The following is a 14,129-nucleotide window of genomic DNA, read 5'->3' on the forward strand; positions in this document are numbered from 1 at the left end:
ATCCAAGTATTGCTCACGCATATAAGCATCGTAATCATAATAATGAGTCGCATCTACCTTCATAGTATTGGTGTTATGTGCAGGGGTGTAGCCTTTCCATAAATCAAAATCTGGTACATTATTTTCTTCCATCTTCCAAGCCCCTTTATTGGTAAAACCTCTCACAATATCATTTCTTGCTGCCATCTCTTTTTCTTCTAATTCTGACAAATTTTCATTATAAGTTTGTTGAGATTCTACAAATTTATTAAAACCGGACTTGAAAGTCTCAAGCGGAATCTTTTTACCATTAATAGTAATCTCATCAGGTAACCCTTCGCTCGCGGTGCCAATCGCTGTCGCTTTGTCAAAGGAATCCAAAGAATTTAACATGACTTTAAAGGTTCCGATAGCTATCTTTGTTGGTTTACCGCCAGGAACTAGATCTAGTGCCCATTCACCCATAGACTTCCAAAACTCCACTTGTTCACTAGCTTGCTGCTTCTTAATATCAGTCAATTCCTTATAAGAAGCTTCAAGTGCTTTATCCGAATATGTAGTTGAAAGACCACTTGTGTATATCTTAGTTTCAGGGACTCCAAGAGAATTATTCTTGGTAACCTTAAACGTAATATTGTCACTATCATCCAATTTTACTATTTCGAAATCATAAGAAATGTTTTTTTTGTAAACTCCTTGCATGCCATTATTAATCTCGCTCGAACTAGACCCTAAGCCAAGATCCTCCACAGACTGAAGAAGGCCGTTAAATTTATTCAAAGTTCGCAGTCTTTTTTTCATCGCAATCATGTCGGGATTGCTTTCATCATATTTAGCTTCTTTCAAACCTGCTTGAATTGCCTGCAATTTGCCTGCATACTTATCATTAACCGTTTTTAGATTTTCAATATGAGCTTTTGTTTCTTCTGGGGATATCTTCCCAAAGCCATTAAAATAACGTTGTATTTTATTTATATTCCCTTGTTCCATAGCCATAGCTATCTCAGTCGAGATAATCAAATAACCATTTTCACTAATAGATGATGAAGCTATGGCATGAGTGCTTTCAAGATTGTCATTCCAAGCTGCAACCATAATTTCGGCATCCGCTTCATTCTTGATAATATCTAAATAATCTACTTGTTCTACCGTAATAGGATTTTCTTTCATAATAGCATGATAAACTACTTTTGGACTAACTCCTATAACAGCTTGAGCATTTTGAATAGTATCAGCTAAATCTTCAAAGGCTGCCTTACCTGTCTCAGCTACTTTCTTTAAAGCATCATCCGCATCTGAAATGCCTTGATGGGTGGTGTTACGCGCATTAACTTCATCATTAATGAAAGCTTGGGCTCTCTCATCATATCCTGTGAAATCAACAGTCCCAAAACCTAGTGCCTCTTGCGCTTCTTCCATCAAAGATTTCAAGCCATTTTTCTTGGCAATCATCTCTTCATACTGAGGGCCTTTTAGTGTATTAACAATACCGTCAATAGCTCCTTTATCAGTATAGGCAAAATTACCAAATCCTAGGCCTTGGACGGTATGCCCAAAGTCTGAGACCCCTTCTCCGTAAGTTTTTAAAACTTCAGGAGCTTGTTGAAAGACTTGGTCCTGCAGAATGTTTAATTTACCAAAAAAGGCATTAATCACCTCTCCTCTTTGACCTCCTACACGATCTGTAAAGGATCGCTGTGTTTGGGCAGCTGCCGCTGTTAGTGCAACTGAAAAACTCGTAATGGATTCTCCATAGCTTTGAATACCACCCAAATTATGCGCTTTAACACTATAACTCATCTGTCTACTCCTTCTCTATTCTATTTCGTCTTAAACGTTGGCGTTTTAAGTAAGCTATTATTTCGATATTCTTCCCATTCACTAGCTACAGCTGCCGAAATCTGAGTTTCTAAAGAGGCGATTTCAAGCTTCAATAATTCAACCATCGTATCACGTTTTGTATCCAATAAAGTGGATAAAGTTTTGATATCCGTTTGTTCTTGCCTACGCTCTTCATCGTACTTATCTCCAGCAACGCTACCTAGAGCACCATTAATACTAAAGGTCATACTTCCAATCGCGCCTATTGAACCATTCAATGCATTGGTTACTTGCTTATCATCAATATTGCAGGAATATCCTTCTAACCTACTCTTGATGGCCTCTAACCGTGCTTTTTTGGCTTTCAAACCTGCTGATGCTCCAAAAGGATTACCAGGAAAAGTCATAGGGGTATATAAATAATTAAAACCGTTCATTTTGTTTCCTCTCTATTTTATAATTTAGTTTAAATAAATGTTGTTATTTCATCAAAACTTTAATCTTGTGTACTGTATTATCAAGAATATAATAATGAGTCTGTAAATCTAAGATGCCTTCACGAATCGGACGGTTGTTAAGAGAACTAAAGACTGTTTGCTCGCTTATACGCATAGCCACCAAAGATTGTTTAAAGCCTCTTGCAATCTTAGATGCAACATCTATGCTGCGAATAATATTTGGAGAAGTCATTGCAATAGAAGCATAGCCAGCTCTTAATCCTTTCTCTAAGACAAAAGCTAATCGTCCTTGATCCACACTATCAAGTTCTGTCATCAATTCTGTCATTTGATAGATTATCACTGTCGCTTCATGATTATTCTTACGTTCCTTAGTTCGTATTTTAATACGTTTTTCTATATCTTCAAGAAGCTCTGAAACATTTTGGCCCCCATTCGCTAGGATTACGTTCTTTTGCTCATTTAAATTATGATAAGTAGGAGCGAGTATAATTACACGCTGCATTCCCCTTTGAATTTGATTTACAAAAGCAATCATTTGAGTTTCTTGTTCTGTTAAATAAAGAAGATTTCCTTTATTTAACTGCCAATTGACAGATTCAACCGTCTCCATATCCAATCCTAGTGGTACTAAGCCCTGCTCATAAGCTGCTTGGACACTAGCTCGGCTGTAGAAGTCCGCCTCTGTCAACTCCTCTGGTACCATCGGAATGGCACTTGGTCGCTGTCCGGTCCAAGCTTCTTGGAGAGAAGCGACTTCCTGACGTAGGTTGTTGAGGACTTGTGCATCATTGGCACCTGCTACTGGCAGAGCCAGCTGGATAACATCGACTTCGTCACGCTTCATGAGCGCCCGACCCTTGATGTCTTCCATAGTAGCTGCAAGTAGAGTAGAGCCCACAATCAAGCGAACTTCTCCCACATCATTCTGCGGCAGACTCAGCTGGTGCTTGAAGTTGGCATAGAACTGCGCCCGAAGGTTGGATTGACGGCCCGCTGTCACCAAGAGGTGAACACCGATGCTGAGACCTTCACGGGAAATCCGCACTAAAAGTTTGAAAAGCTCCGCTTCATAGGCCTCTTCCTTCATGGACTCATAGCTGTCCAGCAGGATGACAATTGCCGGCTCTTGCTGACCGCTAGCTTGACGGTAGAGCTCCAAGGTACCAACACCGTAGTCGGACAAAAGTTTCTTACGCCGGTTGAGCTCCCGCTCCATGATGCGTACAAACTTGGCAATCTTCTCCGTCTGATCGAGAAGCAAAGTATCGGCCACCTGCGGTAATTGCCCCAGTGGTGCCAGACCATTGGTACCGAAGTCCATTAGGTAGAGGGTGACATCTTTGGGACTGAACTTGCGAGCCAAGTCCATGGCCGCACTTTGCAGGAAGGTTGTCTTCCCCGTACCTGGACTTCCGTAGAGCAGGATATGCCCATCCTTAGACAGATTGACTGAGACCGGCTCTTGCTTCTGCGCCTGCGGGATATCCGCCATCCCGAGAAGGACGGAGACCGGCTTCTTTTGCTCCCAGGCTTCCTGGGGCTGGACAGGTTCCAACTCTTGCAGAGTCATCCGCTCTTTAAGCGGTGGCAGCCATGGCTGTGGTACCGGTGGAATCTGCTGGCTCTCTGTCAGTAGTTGGATCTGACTGACAATAGCCTCCAGCTCTGTCGGTACTTCCTTGATATCCTCGGCTAAGTCAAGACCTGACAGGTCTTGATTGAGCACCTCGTATTGGCCTAGGTCGTTGATCAGGTAGATGGTATGGTCTTCAATTCCCATCTCATCCTTATCCGGCTGATAGTCTGCCCCTGACCAGGCTGACTGGAAGAGTTCATAGACTTCATTATTGCCGACCTGCAGATAGGCCCGGCCTGTCTGGGTAATCTCCGCCGCATCTGGCGTCTTAAGCATTTCCATCGAGTCCGTCCGGTCTGCTACCTTGAGCGCCAGCTTAAAGCGGGAGTTGGACCAGATCTGGTCATCCACCACCCCAGAGGGCTTCTGAGTAGCCAGGATCAAGTGGACCCCAAGGGAACGTCCGACCCGAGCGATAGATACCAGCTCCTTGATAAAGTCAGGCTGGTTGACCTTGAGCTCTGCGAACTCATCCGAGATGAGGAAGAGATGGGGCAGAGGTTCGGTTGCTTCCCCGTTTTTAAATTTCTTTTGATATTGGTTGATATGATTGACTTCAAACTCTCTAAAGAGCCGCTCCCGACGGTGAATCTCCGCATTGATGGAAGCCAGCGCCCGCATGGATTGGGCCCCGTCCAAGTTGGTAATGGTCCCCAAGAGATGAGGCAGGTTCTTGAAGAGGTTGGCCATTCCCCCACCCTTGTAGTCGATGAGCAGGAAGGCCACATCGTGCGGGTGGAAGTTGACAGCCAGACTCAGGATATAGGATTGGATAGTCTCTGACTTACCTGATCCCGTTGTCCCGGCAATCAGCCCGTGCGGTCCATGAGCTTTTTCATGCAGGTTGAGGTAGACCAGATCTTCTTTCCCCCGCAGGCCGATAGGCACCGCCAAGCTCTTATAAGGCGCATTCTGTTGCCACTTTTGCAAGACTTGCAGGTCTGAGAAGGTCTCTGCCCCATACATCTCCATAAAGGTTACAGTATCAGGGATTGAGCTCTTGAGATTCTGTAAGTGGTTGAGTGGCGCCAAGGTCCGAGCGATTCGCTCCTTGTCATAGCCTTCTGGGAAATGATCCAAGCGGAAGTCAATCTCTCTGAGGATTCCCTCTTCCATGACCAGCTGCCCAGTGTTGCGGTCCTTGATATTGACAACCGTCTTAATATTCTCAGACAGAGAGCTCATCACATCCTGCACGAAAATTAGTGAGCAGCCCAGGTCAGTCGGATCCTCTGTGAAGAACTCCATGATGATATGGTCGAGAATAAGCTTTTCATCTGTGACCAATACCACATAGTGAGGACTGTAGAGTGTTGTCTCCTGCCGGTTCGCTTCTTCCTTCTGAGCCTTGCGTAGTTTCAGGATCTGGTTGAGACTGTTTAGGACCTGATCGTGCGTCCGTTGATTATAGACAAAGCCACGGACGTTCAGTTCTTGCAGAGTCGCATGCGGCAGCCAGCGCAGCCAATCCCACTGGTCGCGCTCCTCCTCTGGCATGATGGTAATCACCTGCACATCGTGGTAGGAGTGAAAGACCGCTAACTGCATGACCAAGAGCTGGAGCTGTTCCAGGACTAGATTGCGCGGACCTATATAGCCGACCGGCCCATGGCTGAGATTAGCCACGATAGGAAGATCAGGAATTTTCTTATGCCGAGTGTAGAGAGCATAGCCCTCCTCTTCCAGCGCATCTTTCTTTCCGCTCCGCTCCTCTTGACCGTAGGTCAGCTTATAAGAGGTTGGCACCTGTCCAAGCCCCAAGCGATAGTAAAGAAAGTCAAAGTGCAGCGGTGTCTTCTCGTAGATGCGGTGGCTGTAGTCTGTCACCAGACCCGTCAATTCGTTAATGTTTGGGAAATGATAGAGCATGCCATCACGCTGCTCACGTTCCAGCTTGTTCAGCTCAATAGCCTTGTCTTTTAAATAGAGGTGATAAAGATCGATGCGCTCTTTCTTGTCTTCCTTGAACTTCTTGCGGTTTTTGAAGAAACCTCGAACCGAAAAGATAGCACTGGCGATTGACATCGTCACCGTAACGAGGATATAAATCCCCCGCGGCTGAACCAGTGTAATTAGCACCGTCACCCCAACCATGAGAAGTGGCGGCACAATCAGTCTCAAGAGTTCATCATTGGGCTTTTGAGGCTCCTTGCTTGGCGGAGCAATCTGGATCTTGTCCTCTGAACTCCGATAGATAATCCGCGGTGAGCGGTGATAGTCTGGATAGTCTGGATAAAAACCATGGCGAGAAGCGCCCCGCAAGGTCAGGTTAGAACTGACCGTAGCTGGACCCGTCACCCAGATTTCTTCTGGATAGACCTTGAGGCAGATACCTTCCAAGCTTAGCTCGTCACCGGCCTCCAGCTGGATTTGGTCTCCCGTCCACTCAACGTGATTGAGATAAACTTGACCTCGCATCTTGGTTAAAAACCAAGAATCATTTGTTCGCTTCAAGAGCAACTCCAAAGTCGCTTCCAGACTGATGGCTGCGCCCTTCTGGTCGCTGATGAGTAACTCTTTTCTGTCCAGTAGGTCATAAACAGCCGGTTCTGAATCAGATTGATACAAGGTGAGATTACCCAAGGTCAGACCGTCAGTTACGACACCCGTTTCTTCCCCCATCTGATAAAAGACTTGCCCTTCAGCTAGCTGAAGCTGGATAGGAGTCTCCTGATGAGGCAGGTAAAGCTGGGCCTTCTCACTAGCTGCTAAGAGAACTTTCTTGTCCTCTGTCAGCTGCAGCTCATAGCGCAGATGGTCTGTATAGATGATGATTGTCTTGCTCATACTTACTCCTTCGCGCTACTGCTAGACGACGCTTCACTGCTGGAGGAAGAGCTTGCTCCTGAAGAACCTTCCTCGCCAGAAGCGCTTGAGCTAGAATCACCAGTCAAAAGCTCCTTGCGGCTATCCCAGTATTTCTTATACTCGCCTTCCAAAGACTCAAGCTTAGTCTCCCGATCCTTACCAGACAAACTATCGTCCTCACGAACCTTTTTCATCTCCTGCGTCAAGGCATAAATAATCAGATCTGAGTCATTAATCCGTTTGGCTGTGTCCAAAGCATCTTCAAAATCATTACGTCCAACTTGAATCCAGTAATTGAGATACAAATCATCTGATTTTAGTGTGACATTGTTCAGGATGACCTTACGCTGATCATCGGAAAATTCCAGCCCCTGGATATAAGAGTAGGCCAGTTCATATTTCTGTGTATTCGGCAAACTCTTAGGAGAGATTCCCTCCAGCTCATCGATGACCTTGCTGTAGTCCACTTTGATAAAGGCAGTATCCGCCTGCAACAGCTTTTCCTTGAACGGATTCTGTATGAAAATCAGATAAATCAAAGGAATGGTCAAAATTACAACAGCTGCTGTCAGCCAGATGGTCGCCAGTTTGAAAATCTTATGCTGGCGCTTAGAGACCAGTGTCTGCTTCTCTGCTTCTTCTGCAGCCTTTTCCTGATAGGATTTCTCCAAAACAGCAACCGCATCTTCCAGACTGTCAGCCTCACGCAGCTCCACTAGGAAATCTGGCAGAGTTTCTAGCTCTAACGAGCCCTTGTAAAGCTCCATAAAGTCCAGATCTGCAAAGAGCGTCACCGCAAAGCACTTAGCCTGACGCAAAAAGTCCTCCCGAGAAATAGCCTGAGGTGTCATGATACCGGGAACTCCGCGATAAGCAATCTTCGCCTGTGCATCCTTAGTAATAAAGAGATTGCTAGGATGCAGCAAAAAAGTAACTGGCAATTCCAGTGCCGCTTCTAGAGCAAAAACATTGAGAGCCAGACGAATCCGCTCAGAAATCGTGCGCTTTTCAATCTCTTCCTTGGACAGCCCCAAAGGCTCAATCTGATAGGTGAAATAGACACTATCATGGTCGGCCTTAGTCTCCTGCTCCAAGAAAAGCGGATGGTGCAGGTCCAAAAGCAAGAGCTCCCGCAAATCCTGCGTTGCCACATCCGAACGCTTCAGTGTTAGGCTCCAATTCTTGTCATTTTTTTCATAGATAAACTCTTGTTCAGCAAATACAAATTTTTCCTCAGTCACCTTAAATCTCCTCAATCTCTACTAAATCTCCCGTTGTGACTGGATAATCAGCCAAAACCTTGCCCTCATCCAGTATCAACCCTTTGTTAATAATCCGCAGCTGATACTTATGGCGCTTTCCTTCGATATTGAAAATCTGATCAATCTCCCGAATGAAGCGACGGACCTCAATTCGCTTAGGAATACGAATATCCACGTCCTTATCCCGCAAACGGAGGGTGATGTTGATATGTCCTTCCATGTTATATTTCTCCCTTACTGATACGATAGCTGACAAAGACAGTCATACTGACCAAGAGCGTGGCTGCTACAAAGTAGACCACTCCTGGCAGAAAATCATCCCAGCTGCTTTCTTCATCACTTTTCAAACTCGTCTGCAGCTTGGACAATTTTTCCGTTCCCGGCTGAAAAAGCTCCTTGGAATGGTAAATATCCGTCGGCCCCTGTATAGCAGAAAACAGTTGTCCCGCTTCTGTGGCCAACTGTTTATTTTGATACTGCTTCATTTCCTGAATTTTTTCCTGATTTTCAGCAACGAAAAGAGACTTGGTGCCTTCCGATTGTGCACCAAAGTTCAGTTCTTGCTCTTTTTCAATCCGCGAATTATCTATCTGCAGACGATTATCCTTCAGCTCATCTGCGGCAACAGCCGTCACCGCAAACGAACCTAGGAGTAGGAATAAAAACAGAATTCTTTTCATACTCTTTTAAACTTCCTCAGTTTTTAATGTTCTAGTCTTGATAAAGATATTAGCTGCAACTAGCAGAGCCAGCAAGACAATCAAACCAAAGATGGCAAAGAAGCCAGCGGTCTTGCCGTCAAAGTAACCTGACAGCATGCCTTCTAGCACAGACAAGGCATTCAAGCTCTTGATAAAGGCTGAGAAGCCAGTCAAGCTAGCGGTCGTACCAATGGCACTAGACAGGTAGACAAAGCTGATAATCATGAAGAAAGCTAATCCCATACCCATCACGCGCAGATGCTTGAGGAACAAATACTGCCCCTGAATCAAGACAAAGCTAGCAACCACAATCAACAAGACCCAAGATGGAACATATTCCTTGCCGATGTGAAGCTGCATGCTGGAGACAATCCCAATAACTAGCCCAATCGTCAGAGACAGGAAGCCTAGGATGCCCACAGTCGTAATATCTGTATCTTGTAGTTTATTAAGCTTAAAGCGGTCTTTAACCTTGCGCACAATATTTTGCGTTGCAAAGAGATAGGCCGTAAAGAGACTGACAATCTCCAACAAGAGAATCCAAGTAAATGGACGGTAAACATTGACAGTCGCTTTGACAGATGAAGAAGACTGAGCAACTGGATTAGATAGGAAGTCCAACAATACTTCATTAGGAACCCCGTTTTCATAGGCATTATTAAGAACCTTGACAAAGGACTCCACAAAGTTGCCATTATCCTCCAATTCCTTATTGAATTGCCCCATCAAGCTTTCAGCATTCGCAGATAGTTTCTCTGTCGTTCCTTGCGCATTTTCCAGCTCACGATTGAAGCTGCTGAAGATCTGGTTGACACTATCAGCTGCCTGCACATTGGTCTGTGAAGAAGACTTAACGCCAGAAGTTGAAGACAGCAAGGATGAGAATTCTGAATTCAGAGATGACAAATCAGCATCCGTCTTTTTCAGTGCATCCGTAGAGGATTCTCGAGATGCAGAGATACCTTTCAATTTCTTTTTGACATCATCATAAAGTTTGAGTTGAGCTTCAATCTCTTCTGTGAGATCAGAGTTAGTCCCTTTGATATCGTTAATCTTACTCTCAAGGAGACTAATTGTTGTATCCAACTTCCCTTTGACACTATTCTCAGGCTTACCATCTTTACTATCAGACAAACTATTTTCATAAGCACCCAGATTAGATTCAACCGCCTGTACTAAAAGCTTTGATAAAGATTCAGACACATCTTTATTTTTTAACTCATCAAAAGAATTATAAGCTTGGATTAAAGACATAGCGTGTTGATAGGCAGAAGAAATCTCCTGTACTTTAGCTCCATATGCCGCTGCCGCTTTTTGTGCATCCTCTACATTCACCGGCGCACTTGCAACCTTAATACCATTCAGAGAAATATCAATTGAGCTGTCAACTGAAGTGGCTGCAGCATCATTAGTTACATTGAACTGCACATTAAAATTAGCGCCTTCAGCTAAATTAATTTCTTGCCCATTTGTTACTGTTTCACCATTGTATGTAATAGTTTTAATTGTTACACCAGTTGGTGGAGTAACCGACAAAGTAGCCTTTCCAAGCTGGCTATTAACTGGGCCAGTTGTAGAGCTAGCCGCTTTCTCTGCCACTGCTGCCAGATTGTCTAACTCAGCACTTCCATTTCCTTGTGGTGTTCCAAATTGCGAAATGGTTGAATAGTCAAGAGCAGGAACAGGCAATCCGAATTTCACCTCTGTTGGTTGAGAAGCTGGCAAAGCTTTTACTGCTTCAGCTATTTGTGCCTTCAAAGAAGCATCGTAGCTTATTATAGCATCTCCTAACACTGCGCTAAGAGTAATAGGCTTGCCTTCTTCAACACCATAGTAGGTTCTTAATTTATTATCAACAAAGTCCTTAATCTGTTGTTTATGGACATCTAATTGCCCACGTTCTGCTTTTAAGGCAGCTTCTAACTGCTCTAGTTGCTTGCTGACATTATCAGATTGATTTTGATTTAGCTGATTATTATTATCGTCTGAATCATCACTAGATTGTTTTTTGGAAAGCTCAAGCTGTGCAGTCAATTTTTGTTGCGATTCGCTCAAACTATTATAAAGCGTCTCAGTTTCATTTGCCAAAAGCTGACGATCCATCGCAATCAGCTGTTTCATGAAATCTTCGTAACTAGCCTGATCACTGACCCGCTGTTTGAGAAGACTATCAAAATTCTTCCCATAAGTCGCCTGAGAGTTATCCAAGTCATCGAAAGCCTTAGCATAAGTTTCCAGAGTCGTCTTCAGAGAGTTATTGGCTTCGACAGATGAGGCAGACATACTAACCAATGTTGGGAAGATATTCTTAGAGCCAATAGCTGAGTCCAGCAGATTTGTCCGGTAGCTACCAATGTTGGTAGAGCGCACCTCTGAACTAGCCTGCACGTTTTGCTGTGCTACATATAGATTGCTCAGGATGCTAGCCATATACATATCAACCAACTGGCTATTCAGATCCGCGATAATATCCTTAGCTAGATTATTGGCTTCATTTTCAATCTGCTGATTTCCCGCAGCATTGACCTTATAAGTAACGATTGTCCGATCAGCACTGATAGCATTGACATCTAGCACTTTCTCTGAAAAGTCACTTGGAATCGTCACGACCAGTTGATATTTCCCATTTTCCAGGCCAGCATCTGCAGCTCCACGCGTCACAATATACCAGTTTTGAGAGTCATCCCGTTCTAGATTTTTGACATAGCTAGCTCCAAGATTATACTCTTTCTTGTCAACCTTAACAGCCCGATCCTCATTGACAACCGCGACATTAAGCTTAGTTTTTTGGTCCGTTCTGAGCTTGCTATCTCTAGCACTGCTTGTATTCTTCTGCACTGCTACATTCAGCGTCACCACTGCTGCCAGCAAGGCGATGACTAAAACAACATTTCCTATATATTTAAATAATTTTTTATTTCCCATGGATACTTTTTCTTTTTTCTTCATTTATTTTTTTACATAAGGAGCACTCAAAAAAGACACAGATAGCCCTAACATTCTAATTCAAATACTGATCCAGATTGTTAGAGCTTGTCTTGACATTGTAGCAGTTTTCTTATTTGATATGAAAGAAACCGCCATTTTTTCATATTTAATCTTTACAAAAATAGGAAGGCTCTCGCCTTCCTAAAGCCGTTATAACAAAATTAGTGAATTTGTGCAGCGATATCTTGGTCAGTTTGCTCAACGATGTCAGCAACTTTAATCAACTGAGCATTGATATCTTGGAGCAATTGTGCAAATTCTTTGATTTTTGGAGACAATTCATTGAATTGTGCTTCAAAGCTATCAAATGCAGAACCATCCCAGTTATCAGCAATAATTGCTTGTTCATTAGTCAATGTGGTCAAAACTTGAGTTACATTTTCAGAACCTTCAGTGTATCTGTTTGCAGATGTACGAAGTTCTTCTGGAGTTAATTTAATTTGTGCCATAGTTGTTTCTCCTTTAGCAAATTTATACAACAAAAACATTATATCAACAATCACTTTAGGTTTCAAGCTTTTAAAAATATTTTTTTAGAAAATATATTGACAAGTTGTCGACCAAATTCATTCAAACACCTGATACTATAACGTTTTTGTCTGTTGGGCTCAAGCCTTTAAAACCCCAATTTCTCAAAAATAAGCTGATAGTTTTCTTGGATTTGGTCTAGACTAACAGTAATCTCCTCACGATTATGATTGTTCTTAACAGTCACCTGACCGCTCCCCACTTCGCTTTCCCCCAAGGTGATAAGAGTTTTGGCTTTAAAGATGTCAGCCGACTTAAACTGAGCCTTGAGCTTGCGGTCAAGATAATCCCTTTCTACCGCAAATCCTTGTGCGCGGAGAGCCTGCACTAACTCCAAAGCTCTGCCATTGGCACCAGCTCCTAAAACAGCTACATAGACATCCAGAGCGGTTTCAATCGGCAGCTCTACTCCTTGCTTGTCAAGTACGAGAAGTAGACGTTCTAAGCCCATACCAAAGCCAACACCTGGCGTTTCAGGTCCGCCAAAGTAAGCAACCAGCCCATCATAACGGCCACCAGCACAAATGGTCAGCTGACTGCCAGCCACCTCTGTTGTAAACTCGAAAATTGTGTGATTATAGTAGTCCAAGCCACGGACCATGTTGGTATTGATGACATAAGGAATCTGTAAGGTCTCTAGCATGGAACGAACGGCCGCAAAGTAGGTACTGCTCTCCTCATCCAGATAGTCCAGAATAGACGGAGCACCTTCTACAGCCGCCTTGTCCTCGGGCTCTTTAGAATCCAGCACGCGCAGCGGATTCTCCTCCAAGCGACGTTGGCTATCTGCTGATAGGCTAGGCTTCAGTGGAGTCAGATAATCAATCAAGGCCTGGCGGTAAGCAGCTCTGCTCTCAGGATTCCCCAGCGAGTTAAGCTCCAAGCTGACATTGGTAATGCCAATATCCTTGAAAAATTGAGCCGCCATGGCAATCATTTCTACATCTGTAGCAGGATTACTAGATCCAAAGCACTCTGCACCAATCTGGTGAAACTCCCGCAGACGGCCAGCCTGAGGCCGCTCATAGCGGAACATAGAGCCCATGTAGTAGACTTTGACAGGCTTTTGCACTTCAGGAGCAAAAAGTTTATTCTCTACATAAGAACGCACCACGGGTGCTGTCCCCTCTGGACGCAGCGTGATATGGCGGTCGCCCTTGTCATAGAAGTCATACATTTCCTTGGTCACAATGTCTGTCGTATCCCCGACCGAGCGGCTAATGACTTCATAGTGCTCAAAAATCGGCGTGCGGATTTCGCCGTAATTGTATTTTTTAAATGTCTTGCGGGCAAAGTCTTCTACATACTGCCACTTGGCTGATTCCTGAGGAAGAATGTCCTGAGTTCCTTTAGGTTTTTGTAATTTCATCTTCTGACCTCCGCCTTCTTTAGTACTTATATTCTATCATAAGTCCACCATTTTGAGGAGCCCGAAAGGGATTTTTCGTTTGGAAGAACTAAATCCGTTTTCATGTTCCAAAATAGCTTGAAAAAAAGTCTGAATTGTGAGAAAATAAAAACAATTCAAGTCAGATAGAAGGGGATAGCCATGAGAGACGATATCAAAATCAATGACCGAGCAGCTGCCATTCAGGATAAATTGGTGGAGAAGCTCGAGCGTATTTACGATCCGGATGTAGAGCTGGATGTCTATAACTTAGGGTTGATTTATGAAATTAACTTAGACGAGAATGGCCACTGCAAGGTTGTCATGACCTTTACCGATACAGCCTGTGATTGTGCTGAGAGTCTGCCCATCGCCATCATGGACTCTCTTAAAAAAATCGATGAGATTGAAAGTGCCTCTGTTGAGGTTACTTGGTCTCCTGCTTGGAAAATCACTCGTATCAGCCGCTTCGGCCGCATTGCCCTGGGAATCAGTCCTAGATAAGAAGATGATTCGTTTATCAGCATTTAAAACAAAAACACCAAACCCGCTAGAAAA

Annotated in this window: 10 protein-coding genes; 1 reads left to right on the top strand and 9 read right to left on the bottom strand. The window is 44.0% G+C overall.

The window, feature by feature from the left end; all coding sequences use genetic code 11:
- From K1I80_RS10315 to hisS, 9 genes are all read right to left on the bottom strand, one after another.
- Positions 1–1,779, bottom strand: a 1,779-nt coding sequence (locus K1I80_RS10315; protein WP_223314006.1) for a hypothetical protein, incomplete at its 3' end; no start/stop codon positions are given.
- Between the two features lie 20 nt (positions 1,780–1,799).
- A complete protein-coding gene (locus K1I80_RS10320) occupies positions 1,800–2,237 on the bottom strand; it encodes a hypothetical protein (protein ID WP_002908246.1) in 438 nt (145 codons plus the stop codon).
- Between the two features lie 43 nt (positions 2,238–2,280).
- Positions 2,281–6,684, bottom strand: a complete 4,404-nt coding sequence (gene essC / locus K1I80_RS10325) for a type VII secretion protein EssC (RefSeq protein WP_223339042.1) — start codon at positions 6,682–6,684, stop codon at positions 2,281–2,283.
- A 2-nt stretch (positions 6,685–6,686) separates the two neighbouring features.
- Positions 6,687–7,946, bottom strand: a complete 1,260-nt coding sequence (essB, locus tag K1I80_RS10330; protein WP_075202709.1) for a type VII secretion protein EssB — start codon at positions 7,944–7,946, stop codon at positions 6,687–6,689.
- 1 nt (position 7,947) lies between these two features.
- Positions 7,948–8,187 (bottom strand): EsaB/YukD family protein, encoded by a 240-nt coding sequence (locus K1I80_RS10335; protein ID WP_002894139.1) that lies wholly within the window; start codon positions 8,185–8,187, stop codon positions 7,948–7,950.
- 1 nt (position 8,188) lies between these two features.
- Entirely contained in the window at positions 8,189–8,647 is a 459-nt protein-coding gene (gene essA / locus K1I80_RS10340) for a type VII secretion protein EssA (protein ID WP_223313969.1), read from the bottom strand.
- A gap of 6 nt (positions 8,648–8,653) precedes the next feature.
- A complete protein-coding gene (esaA, locus tag K1I80_RS10345) occupies positions 8,654–11,593 on the bottom strand; it encodes a type VII secretion protein EsaA (protein WP_223313982.1) in 2,940 nt (979 codons plus the stop codon).
- A 224-nt stretch (positions 11,594–11,817) separates the two neighbouring features.
- Positions 11,818–12,105 (bottom strand): WXG100 family type VII secretion target, encoded by a 288-nt coding sequence (locus K1I80_RS10350; RefSeq protein ID WP_032913686.1) that lies wholly within the window; start codon positions 12,103–12,105, stop codon positions 11,818–11,820.
- Positions 12,106–12,272: 167 nt separating this feature from the next.
- A complete protein-coding gene (gene hisS / locus K1I80_RS10355) occupies positions 12,273–13,553 on the bottom strand; it encodes a histidine--tRNA ligase (RefSeq protein WP_223313970.1) in 1,281 nt (426 codons plus the stop codon).
- A 180-nt stretch (positions 13,554–13,733) separates the two neighbouring features.
- Here hisS and K1I80_RS10360 point away from each other — a divergent pair, with 180 nt between their 5' ends.
- Positions 13,734–14,075, top strand: a complete 342-nt coding sequence (locus K1I80_RS10360; RefSeq protein ID WP_002899327.1) for a metal-sulfur cluster assembly factor — start codon at positions 13,734–13,736, stop codon at positions 14,073–14,075.
- The last annotated feature ends 54 nt before the right edge of the window (positions 14,076–14,129 follow it).

Source organism: Streptococcus sanguinis, assembly GCF_019929225.1.
GTDB lineage: Bacteria > Bacillota > Bacilli > Lactobacillales > Streptococcaceae > Streptococcus > Streptococcus sanguinis_J.